A 13,833-nucleotide genomic window follows, 5' to 3' on the forward strand; every position below is an offset into this window, starting at 1 on the left:
TTGCATCAATCAACTTTGATACTATAATGCGTTTAAAAGTAGCAAACAAGAAATCTAAACAGATTTTAGCTGATTCTACATCGTTCTTTAACAATTTGGAAAAAAGAGCCGAAAACGCAGATAAACGGTACTTTTACAGAGACTGTTTAACAGACCGTCTAAGAAATTGGACGGTCGATTAAGCGGTTTACTTATATTTCAAAGTAATAAAGTACAAAAGGAAAAAACAATGCACCCAGAATTGATTAAAGCAAAGCTGCGTATAAAAGGTTTCAGCCTTACTGATGTAGCAAAGCAAGAAAAGGTTGGGGAGCATGCTGTTAGGAAAGCATTACGGCAGCCCAGCCTATCTGGCGAGAAAGCAATAGCAAATGTATTAGGCAAAGAGTTACACGAGCTTTGGCCTGATAGATGGACGATAGACGGTAAAAGAATACGCCCTAGATGGGCACATCTTTATAAGGAAGCATCATGAAAAAGCATTACAGCGCGTCGGAACTGGTGGCTCTTGAATTAAGCGGACTGCCTAAAACGGAAGCGGGAGTGGTTTTTCGAGCCAAACAACAAAACTGGCCGTTTATAGAAGTGGCTGGCAAAGGCGGTCGCGGTGGCAAACGCCGCGAGTACACCCCACCGCCCGAAGTGATGATGCAGATACAAGAGCGCGAGATGGCTAAGGTGCTGGCAGATACGGCGCCGCCGCTGCCGGTGTTGGCGGCCACAAATACGGCGGTATCGACGGAAGTGCGGTACATGCAAACCACCGAAGCGCAGCGCACCCGCGAGGGAGCAAGGCTCGGTGTGTTGAATGCGGTTGAGCGGCTGATGGCTGAATCGAATGTCGGCAAGGATGCGGCGATTACTACGCTGCTGACGCAAGCAAGGCTGCCGCAGTTTGAGCATGTGGCGAAGATGTTTGAGCTGGCCTTAGACGAGCGCGGCGCGGGCAGTTTGAAGCTGCCGAGCAGCCGTACCATCAAACGCTGGTTTGCCCAACGGGAAAGCAATACGCTGATTCCGAAAGTGGCCACCGCCGATATGAATATGCCTGATTGGCTACCGCTGTTTTTGAAGTATTACCGGCTGCCGACGAAACCAAGCGTTCAGATGGCTTACGAGGCGTTTTTGGATGCGCTGGCGGTTGAAATGCCGCTGGTTAAGGTGCCGAGCATACACGCGGTACGGCGGGCGATGAGCAAGGTGGGCAATGTGGCCTTGCAAGACGGCCGCAAAGGTAAGCGCGAGCTGAAAAACGATTTGCCGCACAAACGGCGCGAGTTTTTGCACTTGCCTCCGGCTGCGATCTACACCGCAGACGGCCACACCTTTGATGCGGAGGTGCTTAACCCGATGAGCGGCCACCCGTTCCGCCCTGAAATCACAACGGTAATCGATGTAGCAACCCGCCGCTGTATGGGCTGGAGCGTGGGCTTGGCGGAAAGCCGGTTTACGGTGCTGGAAGCGTTGTGCCATGCTAGCCGCACGGCCATCGGCGCGGTGTGGTATGTGGACTGGGGTAAAGGCTTTGAAAACTTGATGATGACTGATGAGGCAACGGGGATTATGGGCAGGCTGGGTATGACGATGAAACACTCGCTGGCCTATAACTCGCAAGCTAAAGGTGTATCGGAACGCAGCCATAACATTTTTACCCGCGCGGCGCGAAAGCTGCCGACTTATGTGGGTAAAGACATGGATGCGGAAGCGCGCAAATCGCTGTTCCATTGGACACGCAAGGAAATCAAGCTGCAAGGCAAGATTATCAACTCGCCGATACCGACGTGGGACGAATTTAAGGCGTTTATCGAGGCGGAAATCGAAGCCTACAACAACAGCCCGCACCGCAGCCTGCTGAAATTTACTGATGCCGACGGCAAAAAACGCCACATGACGCCAAACGAAATGTGGGCGTTGAAGGTAAAAGAGTTCGGCGAGCCGCCGAAGGTGTTGGCGGAAGACGAGGGCTGGCTGTTTAGACCGCAGAAGATGTGTACGGTACGGCGCGGCGAGGTGCAACTCTTTAATAACGTTTATTTTTCAAACCTTTTGGAGGAATTTAACGGCGAAGAGTTGCGGGTTGGCTACGACGTGCAAGATGCGCAGTGGGTTTGGGTGTATGACGATGCAGGCCGCTTGATTTGTAAGGCGGAATGGCACGGCAACAGCCAAAGCTATATGCCTGAAAGCGTGATTGAGCAGGCAATGGATAAACGCAACGATGCGGCCTTGAAACGGGTTGAAATCAAGCGTGAAAACGTGCTGGCGGAGCGCAGGCAAGCGGTTATCGAGCATGAAAGCAGCGTGAATTTAGGCGGTATTACGCTGGATATGAGCCGCTTAAAAGAGCAAGGCGCGAAAGTGCTGGCGCGGCGTGAAGAGCCGGAAACGGTGGAGGCGGTGTTTAAGGTGGTGAAGCCGGAGCCGATTCAGACGGCCTCAAGTTGGGAAGCCCCCGATGCCCTAAACCCGAAGGCGCAATACGCTGAATATAAACGCTTGGCAAGCTGTGAAGCTGCCGAATTAAACGAGACGCAAGCCAAATGGCTTGAGTGGTATGTAAATAGCGGCCGTGTCGAACTGATGGAGCAAATGGCACGGGCTTACGGATAGAAAGAGGTTTAAAAATGAAGATGGAAATGCCTGAATGGCTGGTAAAGAAGATGGCGGAAACCCGAAAAAGCCGCCAAAGCAAACGGCTTGTGCTGGGTTTTGTGGAGCGCGAAGTGCTGCGCCGACCACTGGCCGCCGCGCAATAAAATGCCAAACGCCGTTTTTCAGACGGCCTGTTAAAAACCTGTTTAAAACACGGATAAAACGTAGTTACTCGGAGTATTAAAAAATGAAGATTGCAAACATTAATAATTTATCTTTGGTTGCTATTGCCATGCAGCGTTTGGTTAACCGACAAGACGGCCTGCCCGGTTTGGGTGTGCTGTACGGCCCCAGCGGTTACGGCAAAACCACGGCAACGGTGGCGGTGGCCAATCAGACCCGCGCCTACTATGTGCAGATGCGCAGTGCGTGGGGCAAAAAGACGCTGCTCGAAAAAATCTGCTTTGAGATGGGCTTGCCGCCGGCTCGAACCACGGCGGGCTGCTTGGATGTGATCTGTGAGCAATTGGCAGCCAGTCAACGACCGCTCATCATCGATGAGGCCGACTACCTTGTTTCTAAGGAGGGCATGGTTGAGCTGGTGCGCGACATCTACGAAGGCAGCCAAGCGCCTGTGATGTTGGTAGGTGAAGAGTTGTTACCGAACAAGCTGAAAAAATACGAGCGTTTTCACGGGCGCGTGCTCGCTTGGGTGCCGGCGCAACCGGTTAGCGTGGACGATGCAGCGGAACTGGCGGCGGTATATGCCCCGAAAGTGCGCCTGTCAAACGACTTGCTGGCGCATTTGGTGGAAATCGCTCACGGCTCGGTGCGCAGGGTAACGGTTAACTTGGTCAATCTTGCCGCCTTTGCCGCTGAAAAAGGTTTGGCAGAGCTGGGCTTGGGCGATATTGCCAAGGCCGAACTGTATAAAGGCGAAGCGCCTAAACGGGGGACGAAAGTATGAAGCCGGTTAAAGAGTTGACCTTGCCCCGCAATAACCGCCAACTGGTGTGGACGGCATTGCGAGCAAGCCGTGAAAGTTGGGTGACGTTGGCGGCATTGAGCGAGCAGGCAGATGTGAAAAGCCGCACGGTATATATGTATCTGCAAGCATTGATTGCGGCGGGCTATGTGGCGGTTGAAACGGCAGCCGACCGCTGCAAGCTCTACCGACTGACCAAAGACGCAGGAGTAGATGCTCCGCGCCTGCGGCCGGACGGCACCGAGGCCACGCCGAAGAATACAGAAATTATTTGGCGCACCATCAAGATTATGCACACCTTTACCTTGGACTCACTGACGGCTCATGTGCGGATGACGCACGAGGTGCAAAGAGAATGGGTCAAAAAATACGTTATCTCGCTGCTGGCGGCAGGGTATTTGGGCAAGCGTAGCCGTGAAGATTATGTGCTGCTGCACAACACGGGCAGCCAAGCACCGCAGCTGCTTAATATACGCGAGGTGTATGACCCTAACTTAAAACAAATCATGTTACGGGAGGTGCCGGACTATGAATAAAGACTATATGAATGAAGAGTGGTTTTCAGTATTGAAGCGCGAGATTGAAAGCAGCAGCCAGCGCAGCGTTGCCGATAAGCTGGGTTACAGCATGACGGCAATCAATTTGGTGGTAAACGGCAAATATAAAGGCAAAACGGACAAAATCGCCGCTAAAGTGATGCGGGTTTATAACATTAAATGCCCGTTTAGCGGCAATGTAATCACTTTGCAAGATTGCAGGGATATAGCTCACGCGGCCGCACCCACCCACAACCCTATAAAAATGGGGCACTGGAAAGCGTGTTTGAAATGCCCAAACCGACCTGATTAACAGGTAAGCCATTGATAGGGCTATATATTTTTTGCCTGCTGATTTTGATAAGTTATTGAAAAAAAAGGAAATTTAAAATGCACAAAATCAAATTAAGGGAATTATTGATGATTTCTGTGATTGTGATGGTTATAACTGCTTGTGCCAACCGCTGCACGGAGCCGCAGCCTGTACGCAGTTATTTTGAGCATGAAACACCGGAGCAACGGCTGATGCGTGAAAAGCAGGATGCGGCCGATTTTGAGGCGCTGCAAGCGGAAAAGGCGTATGAGCGCATGAGTGATGAAGAAAGAATGCGCGGGGTGGTATATGAATAGCCACCGACGGCGCAACCAAGACTGGCAGGCATACGGGCAGCACCGGCGGCGTCAGCGGATATATCACAATCTGTATAGCCCGCATACCAAACACGGGCGGCTGCAAGCGGCAATCAGGCAAATCAAACAAATCTACGGCGATGACGCCATTATTACGGGAGCGGAATATGAGCAAAAAAATTCAGACGGCCTTATGGCTGATTAGATTGTGGTTGGCGGCAGTGGTGATGTGCTGGTCGGCTGCGGCATTGGGCGGGTATTTGGGCTGGTTGACGGTGGAAAAACTTATCGGGCAATAATTTTTTTGCCTTGTGAAATTCATAACCTATTGAAAATAAAGGAAACGTGAAAATGAACAGATTGGCAGACGATTTAATTCGCGCGGCGGAAGACACGCAAACGCCGGCGCATTTAAACCTACTTTTAAACGAGGCAGCCTTGTGCATCATGCGCTTGGAAACCCGCGATTTGTACGACCAAAAACGCCTTGAGTGGCTTGAGGATTTGGGCAGCTTTGCGGTTGACAAGAAGGACGGCGAGCATCCGACGGTAACGGTGCAGATGTGCGAAAAAGCTTATTTCTGCGCCTCCGCGCCGACGGTGCGCGAAGCCATCGACTTGGCTTTTGAAGAATGCAGCGGGGTAAGCGTATGCAAACACGACCCCGAAGCGGCAGAGCGGGCAAAGTTTGAAGCGTGGATGTGCCGATTGAATAACGGCGACCGCCTCGCCCGCAATCCTGACGACGGCGGGTATGAAGACGTGAGCATCGATTATGCATGGATTGCTTGGAAAGAGCGGGCAAAGGAGACCGTGTGATATGGATAAAGAAAAAGCCTTAGACAAAATCAAAAAATGCCTTGCCTTGAGCAAGAGTGCCAACGAGCACGAAGCGGCGCAGGCGCTGAAACATGCGCAGGCATTGATGGCGAAGTATGAGCTGGACGAGCGCGATGTGGCGTTGGCGGAAATCAATATCACTGCCGCAGAAAAAAACGTGCCCGAACGCCCGCAAGACTGGCAATGGCATCTGATGAATATGGTAGCGGGTGTGTTTGGGTGCAAAGCAGCGGCGTGGGGTGTGGAAGTGCAGTTTTACGGGTTGGGCAACCGCCCTGATTTGGCAGCTTATGCTTTTGACGTGGTTTACCGCCAACTTGCCGCAGCGCGGCGGCGGTATCTGAAAGAAAAATGCACCGCCCGTAAACCGTCGAACCGGGTGTATTTGGCCAACCAATATTGCGAAGGGTGGATTTGGGGCGTGAAACGCAATGTTGCCAACTTTGCGATGAGCGACCAAGAAATAACCCTGCTTGAAGATTACAGAAAAAACCAGTTGAAAGTGGTGGAAGTAGGCAGCCGTGAAAAACACACCCCGTCTGCGCTTAAAGTAGCGGAGAAGATGGCATGAACACCAAATGCCCCAATTGCGGCGCAGTCCACAGCCTTGACAGCCTGATCGGCAACGACGGCGCGGCGGATTTGATTAAGGCGGTGTTGGAGTTTGACGCGGCGATCGGCAAAGCGGCGGTGCGCTATGTGGGCTTGTTTAGGCCGGCCAAAAGCCAGTTGACCTTTGCCCGCACGGCCAAGCTGCTCGGCGAGCTGCTGCCGGACATCCAAGCCGGGCAAATCAGCCGCGACGGGGTGGTTTACCCCGCCCCGCCCGAGGCTTGGATTTACGGTTTTCAGACGGCCATTGATGCGCGGGATGTGGGCCGCTTGAAGCTACCGCTTAAATCGCACGGCTATTTGTATGAGGTTATCAGCGGCTGGAGGCCGTCTGAAACGGCGGCAATGCCTGCAACGCGGCAACCGTCTATGGGCGATGCGGCGGTAAGCACCAAGCTGCGGCAAGGTGTGACCGCGTTAAGCCAATGGGCGGGCGAAGATTGGCTCAAGCAGGAAATTGCCGCAGGGTTTGCCGTGTTGTCGGCCATGAATCTGAAAGGCCGTCCTGCCGCGCCTGATTTGGCAGTAGTGGCCGAATTATGGGTGCAGCGGTTGCAGGGCAGAGATGAGAAACCAGTAGAACAGTTTGACCGTGTTCGGTTTCAGACGGCCTTTAAGGCGCTGCAAGATGCAGCCGAATGGCCGAATGTGGCCGACCTGATACGCAATCTGCCGCCCCGCCTGATACCGCGGGCGATGTTGGAAAAGCCCAAACCCGACCGGGCGAAAGGTCGGGAAGAGTTGGAAAAAGTTAAAGAGACCTTGAAAGGAAATAAAAAATGTTAGAAGACTATGAAAAATTATTAATTGCCGATTTTATCGGCCAGTACTGGAATGAATTTATCCAGCACGCGGAAGAATTTGGTTATTCGGCTGATGACGCCGAAAAAATAGCGGAAGCGCTAGAAGATAAAACACAGGAGGGTTAGCGAAATGGCAAGAAAAAAACGATATAACACCCCCGCCGTTACGGTGGGTATCCAAACCCGCGACGAAGCGGTCGAACACATCAAACGCTACGGCGACTTAAGCCGCGAGGCAACGCGCATGGTAGCCGACCACAACGACACCGTGGCCGAAATGCAGGAAAAGCTCGACGCGCAAATCGCACCGCTTACCGCCGAGATGCAGGCCATCGAAGCAGGGGTGCTGGCATGGGCGACGGCCAACCGCGATATGCTGACCGATAACGGCAAAGTCAAATACTGCAACCTGACTACCGGCACCATCCGCTGGCGTTTCGATCCGCCCAAATGCCAAGTACGCGGCGTGGATGCCGTAATAGCCCTGATGCAGTCGGACGAAAAGTACGCCCGATTCGTGCGGACAAAACACGAAATCAACAAAGATGCCGTATTAAATGAAGCCGAGTTTTTTGTGGACAATCCCGTGGCGGGTTTGAGCATCGTACAGGGTGCGGAGAAATTTGCCATCGAAGTCAACGAACAGGAGGTGGGCTAATGGCAAGCATCAAAATCATTATTGAAGATAACCCTGACGGCAGCATGAAAATCGAATGTGCCGCAGATCGACCACCTCCGCAAAATCCGAAAGACTGCACACCTGCCGAAAAAATGGCGGTCAAAATCGGGAAGTTTATTGCGTCTCTAGGATGTAATCACTCGAAATTACATTAACCAACGGCGGGCATTGCCCGCCTTTTTAAAAGGAAAAACATCATGATGAAATACTTATCGCTATGTCTTGCTATGCTGCTGACAGCTTGCTTGGAGCCATACCCGATTGATGTCCAGCGCGAGCAAAGCGCAAAACTCGACGTCGTAACCGATAACCGCTTTGGGGTTAAACGTATCGCTATTATTACTGATCAATTGGCTTATGGAAGAGAAAGAGGCGTTTATTTAATTACTGACAGCAAAACTGGCAAAGAATACGTTGGTTTATCAGGGATTGGAATTTCCGAAGTAGGTAGTCATAAGAGCGGTAAAACGCGTAGTGAAGATGAAAGGTAAACGGTTATGGCTAAAGTAGTGATTACCATTGAAGATACAGGCAGCGGCCTGTTTGAGATTGACTTACAAGGCTTGGATGTACAAAAAGACCCGACCCCGGCAATCATTGCAGGACATTCCGCAGCAGGTGTGCTCCGAGATGCACAAAAACAGGTGCATGCAGAGCTAGTCAAAAAAATTGCAGCAGAGTTTGCAGATTGCCTCAATCAATAGAGGCCGTCTGAAATGGATTACATCCGCAACGCCTACAAAATGCCGTTTTTACGCCCCGGAACGGAAGTAGAATACCTCGGCAGGCGCGGGGTGATTACAGGGGCGAAAGGCGGTTATCTGTTGGTAGATTTTGGCGACGGCAAGCCAACCGCCCAACACCCCGAATACAATGTAGCCTATTTTGTGGACGGCGAGCTTGTTAAGGATTTCAGACAGGCTGATTAAACAAACCCAATCCCCGCTTTAAACAACGGGGATTTTTGTTTTTGTGTCGCCTTTTTATATCCGTTTGTTTTATTTTTATGCCGCTTGTTTTAGAATGCACCCGCAGAATAATGTTAAATCGGGGACTATATGAAGAATTATTATGAAATTTTGGGTGTGAATATTACTGCCGATTCTGAAGAAATCCGTAAGGCTATGCAGAAGATGGCGGAAAGCGGCCGGATAAGTTTGTCTGATTTGCAGGTGTGCAAAGAGAATCTGTTGGATGAAGAAGCGCGCAAGGCGTATAATAAAAATCTGTTTATGGAGCAGCCCCAGCTTTTGGAAAAGGTAGCTCTTGAAGCCAACCAAAAATTCAAGGGCGAAACACAAGCGGTTGAAGCCGAGAATATTGTTGAGCCTAAACAGCAGCCGCCCCAAATGAGCTGGGTGCAGATAATCGGAGGCGGCTTTTTGGTTTTGTTTTTTGGGATGATAGTGTTTGGTAAATCTGATAATAAAACGCCAAAGCTGGACGAATGGATTGCACAAGCCGCTTGCGAGAGTGCGGTAAAACAGCTTTTAAAAGCCCCTGCAACAGCAGAATTTGGCGGTTGGGGAAGAAACCGCAACGGCGACGGCACTTACACCATAACCGGTAGCGTGGATGCGCACAATAGCTATGGCGCGATGTTGCGAAGTAGCTTTAATTGCACGGTAAGAGATAAAGGAGACGGCAATACGGGCACGGTAGTGAATTACCTGAAATAGCTTGCGGATGAAAGGCCGTCTGAAAACCCAATCCCCGCTTTAAACAGCGGGGATTTTTTTACGCCTTTAAAACGCCAAATAAAAATACAAAATATAGTAGTAAATAATATAAAAAATGATAAAATACCACAACATATAGTATTTTTGAGACGAAGCCGTGCAGCCTGATAACCGTAAAAAGCTGATTGCAAAAATCAAGATCGCCCAAAAACAGATGGGCATGTCTGATGACGCTTACCGCGATATGCTGGTGCGTTTAACCGGTAAAAATTCTTGCGCGCTGATGGATATTGATGAGTTGGAGCGGGTTGTGGCTGAAATGAAAACCAAAGGCTTCACGCCAACCAATAAAAACTACGGCCAGCGGCCGAGCCGACGCCAAAGCGCAGACCTGATGATGCGCAAAATCGAAGCCCTGTTGGCAGATGGCGGTCTGCATTGGAATTATGCACACGCGATGGCCAAACGGATGTTTAAGGTTGATCGTGTGGAGTGGCTTTCAGACGGCAATATGCACAAGTTGGTGGCGGCGTTGCAAATTGCGGCAAACCGCAAAAAGAAAGAGGCTTGATATGGCTAGGCAGGATGTTATCAATATTATGTGGAGCGTATTGGGCTTTATGTTTTTATGTAGTTTTTGTTTATGTGGCGTCCATTACGTTATGCAAAATGATTTCGGGCATTTGGCACGATGTTTGATAGTGGCTTTTATCGCCGCAGTTATTGCCGTGTGCATCAATGCAGCGATATTGGCTTACCCGAAAAAGGGGAAATAAAATGGCTTGGAGCTTGAGTGAAAAAGATTTTGACGACGTGCGCCATCTGCTCCCGGACGGTGCGGTTGATTTGATTCAGGTGGTGGGTGCGGATGCCGCCTACCGCCTGATTAAGCGTTGGGGCGGTACGAGCCTGCCGGTGGGCATGAATAAAACCCGCAACGGTAAAATCCTGCATGCTAAGCTGGCTGAAGAAATCGGCGAAGAAAACGCGCTTAAAATCGGGCGTATTTTCGGGCGGCAGCGGTTTTTGTGGGTGCCGAAGTGCCAAGAAGCCCTGCGCGAGCTGCGCAACCGCCAAATCCGCGCCCGCCTTGACGAGTTAACGATGGGCGGCGGCATCTACTCCATGCCCGAAGCGGTACGCAAAACCGCCGTCGAATACGATTTGACCGACCGCCAAATATGGTACATAGCCAAACAGGCAGATATTGAAGCCAGCCCGCAGCCGGCATTGTTTTAAGTGAATTTGTTGAAAGGATAAAAATGGCGGAATTAGACCTAAGCCGCGCCGTTCATTGCGAATCATATTATGATGAAAGCGGCGTTACCGTTTATAGAAATTCTAAGGACGACCACACAATGGTACTTGGATTTGAAGGCATAGAGGTCATTATTGATGACATTCAAGCAATCGATATCATGAACAAACTGGCACACTTTTTTAATTATGAATTGGTGGACTTAGATGCTTGAAATCGGCCCGTTCATTTTATTTCACTCTGTGCAATAATGTTTCAAATCCAACATCCCACACAAACCCATTCAAACCCGCCAAATCCCATTTATCTCGCAGACCCCTATATATTTATCTCACTTGGTTTCATTTAAGGCCGCCCGAAAACACCCAGCCCCCGATTTGTTCGGGGCTTTTTGCTTTTGAATGAAATAGATGCAGCCGTTTTTCAGACGGCCTTTTTTTATGATGAAGCCCTGTAAAACATTTTTTAAACACAGTTTTAAAGGGCTTTTTTATGAGCGGATTTGATACGGCCATCGAGCGCGTACTCGGCCATGAAGGCGGTTATGTAAACGACCTGCGCGATGCGGGCGGCGAAACAAATTGGGGCGTTACCAAAGCGACTGCCCGCGCCAACGGCTACTCAGGACGAATGCGCGAGATGACGCGCAATCAGGCAAAAGAAATTTACCGCAAGGCGTTTTGGGAACGCTTCGGCTGTGGGGATATGCCTTTTGCCATCGGTTATCAGTATTTTGATGCCTGCGTCAATCACGGGCGCGGTAATGCCGCCCGTTTCTTGCAGCGGGCGTTGGGTGTGGCAGATGACGGCATTATCGGCCCGGTAACGAAAGCGGCCATACACGCCGCCGATATTTCCGAATTGGTGCGTAAATTCAACGGCCAGCGTTTGTCGTTTTACACCAAATTGAAAGCCTTTGATGCGTTTGGGCGTGGTTGGGTAAACCGCGTGGCCTTAAACCTGCGTCATGCGGTAACGGACGGCTGTGCGCACAAGCTCGCCGACTACGGCGCGAACATCGGCGCATACGTTAAGGCTAACCGTCATTTCACTTCGCTGCATCGAGACTTTTTGAAACATGCCGCCGTGCGGATGATGAATGGGGGGCGTTTCTGATGGGCATTTTCAAAAGGCTTTTTGCAGCGGCCGCCGCCTTTTTGCGCGGGGTTAAAAATACCGAGCCGACCGAAGCCGAAACCGTGCGCACGGCCATGCTGCTGCCACGTGTGCGTGTGATTGGCGAATACCCTAAGCCAAACTACCGTAAATCGGGCGTTGCTGCTGCCAAGCGTGCGGCGCGTAAAGTGCGAAACCGTAAAAAAGGGCGCAAATCATGACAAAAAAAACGCTAATTGCCTTGGCTCATACCCTTGCATTATCTGCCGTCCCAATTGTTGCGCCGCCACCTGTGCGCTTGTGCCGACAGCACCCGAGTATCCGTTACGGCAAATCGGGCGTATCGGCAAACAAACGCACGGCACGCAAGATGAGAAACCGCAGAAAGGCGAAATGATGGCCCTGTTGGATATTTTGAAAAACCCTGCTACGGGCAAGGTATCCCACAGCAAGCTGTGGGCAAACGTAGCCTGTGCGGCGGGTACATATAAATTTGTGGGGTTGCCCGACCCGTCGCCGGAGATTTGGGCGGTGTACTTGGGCATTGTGGGCGGCTATGCAGTCGCCCGCGCGATGGTGTCGGTTAAACGGCAGGAAGTGGAGGCGGAAAATGCAAGCGAAAGTCATTAAATGGCTGCTGAAATGGCTGCCTGAAATTATTTTTGTGGTGGTGTTGGCGGTGTTGGTAGGCGTTGCTTATCACAGCGGCTTCAAAGCGGCACATGCCGAGCAGCAAACGGTTATCGACCAAATGAAGTTGGATGCCGCCGAAGAAAAAGCCGCCGCCGCCAAGGCTTATGCTGAGAAGATGGAGGAAATCCGCCAGTTGGATGCCGAAGTGAACCGTATCAAAGGCGAGGTCGAGCAGAATGCACTTAACATGAAAGCTGACGTAGAACGCCGAAAAATTAAGAACAAACAGGGAATAGAAAATGCCATTGCTCAAGATAAACAAGATGCCGTTTGTATTGACGGCCTTGGTGATAACGGCCTGCGCCAATACCGGCACGCCCTCGGTTACGACGATTAAGACGGTGGAAGTGCCGGTGATGCCGGAGCCTCCCGCGGTATTGATGGTTCCGCCGGTGCGCCCGGCACCGCCTGAAAACGGCTCGGTGCGGGCTTTACTGGAACACGCCGCCGAATTTGGCGCGTACACGGCAGAGCTGGAAATTCAGAATGCGGGCTGGCGCGAATGGGTGCGCGGCAACTATCAACTTAAAGTTAATAGTTCGAACTTGAAAGAAACGCTTAAAAGTTCGGAGACCGATAAATGACGACTTATCAGGAATTGGTCAGCCGCGTGTTGGCGGTAAAACACGCCGGCATCGAAATGGGCTTGGCCAAAGCCCGCGAACAGCAGCCGTTTATTGAGCAGGTATCGCGCAAGCTGGATGCGACCAGTTGGGATTACACCGTGCAAATGGATAAGGATTTCGGCGTTACCTTCAACGTTGAGCGTGGCATTGTGGATTTTAAAAACCAGTATCAGGCGGTAAAGCAAGCCTTGGAAGCACAGTTTGAAGTGGGTTTTTCAGTGGCGGATTGTACGCCGGTATTGGATGTTTTCTGCCGCCGCAGCGGATACGGCTGCCGCTTGGTTTTTAAGGAGCTGCCATGACGCCGATTGATTTTGAATTTGGCTTTAAAACCTTGTGGGGCTTGGCCACCGCCGCGGGCTGGTTTTGGATTAACGGTATTTCAGGCCGTCTGAAAGAAGCAGAAAAAGACCGAGCGGATTTACGCCGAGAGCTGCACGACGTGAAGTTGGATTACTCCACCAAGGCAGAAGCCCGTGCCGACCGCGACACTATTAACCGCCAGCTAAACCGTATCGAAGACAAATTAGACAAACTCGCCGAAAGAAAGGCGGATAAATCAACATGATGGAAAACAAAGACCCGATTTTAGCGGCACTCGCCCGCATTGAAGAAAAAATCGACAAAACCGCGAAACAGCAGGAAGCCATTAGCGAAGAGCTGGAGAAAATCCATAAAGACACCAAACGCACGGCTGCGGTGGTGGGCGGCGCGTCCGGCGCGGCGACGGCAACCATTGTATCTGTTGGCGTTGAGCTAATCCGCCGCATGGCCGGAGGCTGAT

28 protein-coding genes and 1 pseudogene are annotated in these 13,833 nt (G+C 51.2%); all 29 read left to right on the top strand.

Translation table 11 applies throughout. From position 1 onward, the window contains the following. Nucleotides 1-229: 229 nt before the first annotated feature. The 29 genes and pseudogenes from CKV66_RS00680 (at nt 230) to CKV66_RS00805 (ending at nt 13,832) form a co-directional block, all read left to right on the top strand. Nucleotides 230-475, top strand: a complete 246-nt coding sequence (locus CKV66_RS00680; RefSeq protein WP_054599816.1) for a helix-turn-helix domain-containing protein — start codon at nt 230-232, stop codon at nt 473-475. Continuing rightward, complete coding sequence (locus CKV66_RS00685) at nt 472-2,610, top strand: Mu transposase C-terminal domain-containing protein (RefSeq protein ID WP_085364249.1); 2,139 nt, start codon at nt 472-474, stop codon at nt 2,608-2,610. Before CKV66_RS00680 ends, CKV66_RS00685 begins: the two co-directional genes overlap by 4 nt. A 14-nt stretch (nt 2,611-2,624) precedes the next feature. Beyond that, nucleotides 2,625-2,756 (top strand): hypothetical protein, encoded by a 132-nt coding sequence (locus CKV66_RS12720; protein WP_255351191.1) that lies wholly within the window; start codon nt 2,625-2,627, stop codon nt 2,754-2,756. Nucleotides 2,757-2,839: 83 nt separating this feature from the next. Then, the gene (locus CKV66_RS00690) at nt 2,840-3,559 is read left to right on the top strand and encodes an AAA family ATPase (protein ID WP_085364248.1); all 720 of its coding nucleotides are present in this window, start codon (nt 2,840-2,842) and stop codon (nt 3,557-3,559) included. Next, the gene (locus CKV66_RS00695) at nt 3,556-4,113 is read left to right on the top strand and encodes a hypothetical protein (protein ID WP_085364247.1); all 558 of its coding nucleotides are present in this window, start codon (nt 3,556-3,558) and stop codon (nt 4,111-4,113) included. Before CKV66_RS00690 ends, CKV66_RS00695 begins: the two co-directional genes overlap by 4 nt. Next, on the top strand, nt 4,106-4,426 hold the full coding sequence (locus CKV66_RS00700) for a helix-turn-helix domain-containing protein (protein WP_231990497.1): 321 nt from the start codon (nt 4,106-4,108) through the stop codon (nt 4,424-4,426). The genes CKV66_RS00695 and CKV66_RS00700 overlap by 8 nt, the downstream gene beginning before the upstream one ends. 77 nt (nt 4,427-4,503) lie before the next feature. Beyond that, nucleotides 4,504-4,743, top strand: a complete 240-nt coding sequence (locus tag CKV66_RS00705; RefSeq protein ID WP_085364246.1) for a hypothetical protein — start codon at nt 4,504-4,506, stop codon at nt 4,741-4,743. A 167-nt stretch (nt 4,744-4,910) separates the two neighbouring features. Next, on the top strand, nt 4,911-5,042 hold the full coding sequence (locus CKV66_RS12725) for a hypothetical protein (protein WP_255351190.1): 132 nt from the start codon (nt 4,911-4,913) through the stop codon (nt 5,040-5,042). 52 nt (nt 5,043-5,094) lie between these two features. Next, the gene (locus CKV66_RS00710; protein ID WP_085364245.1) at nt 5,095-5,562 is read left to right on the top strand and encodes a hypothetical protein; all 468 of its coding nucleotides are present in this window, start codon (nt 5,095-5,097) and stop codon (nt 5,560-5,562) included. A gap of 1 nt (nt 5,563) precedes the next feature. Further along, nucleotides 5,564-6,154: a DUF2786 domain-containing protein gene (locus CKV66_RS00715; protein ID WP_157739131.1), complete on the top strand. Its 591-nt coding sequence runs from the start codon at nt 5,564-5,566 to the stop codon at nt 6,152-6,154. Then, nucleotides 6,151-6,981 (top strand): hypothetical protein, encoded by an 831-nt coding sequence (locus CKV66_RS00720; RefSeq protein ID WP_085364243.1) that lies wholly within the window; start codon nt 6,151-6,153, stop codon nt 6,979-6,981. Before CKV66_RS00715 ends, CKV66_RS00720 begins: the two co-directional genes overlap by 4 nt. Beyond that, the gene (locus tag CKV66_RS12075) at nt 6,975-7,124 is read left to right on the top strand and encodes a hypothetical protein (protein ID WP_157739132.1); all 150 of its coding nucleotides are present in this window, start codon (nt 6,975-6,977) and stop codon (nt 7,122-7,124) included. The genes CKV66_RS00720 and CKV66_RS12075 overlap by 7 nt, the downstream gene beginning before the upstream one ends. A gap of 4 nt (nt 7,125-7,128) precedes the next feature. After that, nucleotides 7,129-7,656, top strand: a complete 528-nt coding sequence (locus CKV66_RS00725; RefSeq protein ID WP_085364242.1) for a host-nuclease inhibitor Gam family protein — start codon at nt 7,129-7,131, stop codon at nt 7,654-7,656. Next, a complete protein-coding gene (locus CKV66_RS12080; protein WP_157739133.1) occupies nt 7,656-7,832 on the top strand; it encodes a hypothetical protein in 177 nt (58 codons plus the stop codon). Before CKV66_RS00725 ends, CKV66_RS12080 begins: the two co-directional genes overlap by 1 nt. A 42-nt stretch (nt 7,833-7,874) precedes the next feature. Then, a complete protein-coding gene (locus tag CKV66_RS00730) occupies nt 7,875-8,168 on the top strand; it encodes a hypothetical protein (RefSeq protein WP_085364241.1) in 294 nt (97 codons plus the stop codon). A gap of 6 nt (nt 8,169-8,174) precedes the next feature. Next, nucleotides 8,175-8,381 carry a hypothetical protein gene (locus CKV66_RS00735; protein ID WP_054599803.1) on the top strand — a complete coding sequence of 69 codons (207 nt, stop codon included), beginning with the start codon at nt 8,175-8,177 and terminating at the stop codon, nt 8,379-8,381. 12 nt (nt 8,382-8,393) lie between these two features. After that, nucleotides 8,394-8,606: a hypothetical protein gene (locus tag CKV66_RS00740; protein WP_054599802.1), complete on the top strand. Its 213-nt coding sequence runs from the start codon at nt 8,394-8,396 to the stop codon at nt 8,604-8,606. Nucleotides 8,607-8,735: 129 nt separating this feature from the next. Continuing rightward, the gene (locus CKV66_RS00745; protein WP_085364240.1) at nt 8,736-9,356 is read left to right on the top strand and encodes a J domain-containing protein; all 621 of its coding nucleotides are present in this window, start codon (nt 8,736-8,738) and stop codon (nt 9,354-9,356) included. Nucleotides 9,357-9,576: 220 nt separating this feature from the next. Next, nucleotides 9,577-9,927, top strand: coding sequence for a gp16 family protein (locus tag CKV66_RS00750; RefSeq protein WP_408633867.1), 351 nt, complete (start codon nt 9,577-9,579; stop codon nt 9,925-9,927). Between the two features lie 206 nt (nt 9,928-10,133). Continuing rightward, nucleotides 10,134-10,595, top strand: a complete 462-nt coding sequence (locus CKV66_RS00755; protein ID WP_085417944.1) for a Mor transcription activator family protein — start codon at nt 10,134-10,136, stop codon at nt 10,593-10,595. A 23-nt stretch (nt 10,596-10,618) separates the two neighbouring features. Beyond that, nucleotides 10,619-10,828 carry a hypothetical protein gene (locus CKV66_RS00760; protein ID WP_085364237.1) on the top strand — a complete coding sequence of 70 codons (210 nt, stop codon included), beginning with the start codon at nt 10,619-10,621 and terminating at the stop codon, nt 10,826-10,828. 278 nt (nt 10,829-11,106) lie between these two features. Next, a pseudogene (locus tag CKV66_RS00765) lies at nt 11,107-11,595 on the top strand (glycoside hydrolase family 108 protein); the annotation flags it as partial. Between the two features lie 134 nt (nt 11,596-11,729). Continuing rightward, nucleotides 11,730-11,951, top strand: coding sequence for a hypothetical protein (locus CKV66_RS00770; protein WP_085364235.1), 222 nt, complete (start codon nt 11,730-11,732; stop codon nt 11,949-11,951). Between the two features lie 175 nt (nt 11,952-12,126). Then, nucleotides 12,127-12,360, top strand: coding sequence for a hypothetical protein (locus CKV66_RS00780; RefSeq protein WP_085364233.1), 234 nt, complete (start codon nt 12,127-12,129; stop codon nt 12,358-12,360). Further along, nucleotides 12,341-12,760 (top strand): hypothetical protein, encoded by a 420-nt coding sequence (locus CKV66_RS00785; protein ID WP_085364232.1) that lies wholly within the window; start codon nt 12,341-12,343, stop codon nt 12,758-12,760. Before CKV66_RS00780 ends, CKV66_RS00785 begins: the two co-directional genes overlap by 20 nt. 19 nt (nt 12,761-12,779) lie before the next feature. After that, the gene (locus tag CKV66_RS00790; protein ID WP_085364264.1) at nt 12,780-13,007 is read left to right on the top strand and encodes a hypothetical protein; all 228 of its coding nucleotides are present in this window, start codon (nt 12,780-12,782) and stop codon (nt 13,005-13,007) included. Then, on the top strand, nt 13,004-13,351 hold the full coding sequence (locus tag CKV66_RS12325) for a hypothetical protein (protein WP_085364231.1): 348 nt from the start codon (nt 13,004-13,006) through the stop codon (nt 13,349-13,351). Before CKV66_RS00790 ends, CKV66_RS12325 begins: the two co-directional genes overlap by 4 nt. Nucleotides 13,352-13,356: 5 nt before the next feature. Continuing rightward, nucleotides 13,357-13,617 carry a hypothetical protein gene (locus tag CKV66_RS00800; protein ID WP_085364263.1) on the top strand — a complete coding sequence of 87 codons (261 nt, stop codon included), beginning with the start codon at nt 13,357-13,359 and terminating at the stop codon, nt 13,615-13,617. Further along, nucleotides 13,614-13,832: a hypothetical protein gene (locus tag CKV66_RS00805; RefSeq protein ID WP_085364230.1), complete on the top strand. Its 219-nt coding sequence runs from the start codon at nt 13,614-13,616 to the stop codon at nt 13,830-13,832. The genes CKV66_RS00800 and CKV66_RS00805 overlap by 4 nt, the downstream gene beginning before the upstream one ends. The last annotated feature ends 1 nt before the right edge of the window (nt 13,833 follow it).

Origin of the sequence: Neisseria zoodegmatis (assembly GCF_900187305.1) — a bacterium.
GTDB classification, from domain to species: domain Bacteria; phylum Pseudomonadota; class Gammaproteobacteria; order Burkholderiales; family Neisseriaceae; genus Neisseria; species Neisseria zoodegmatis.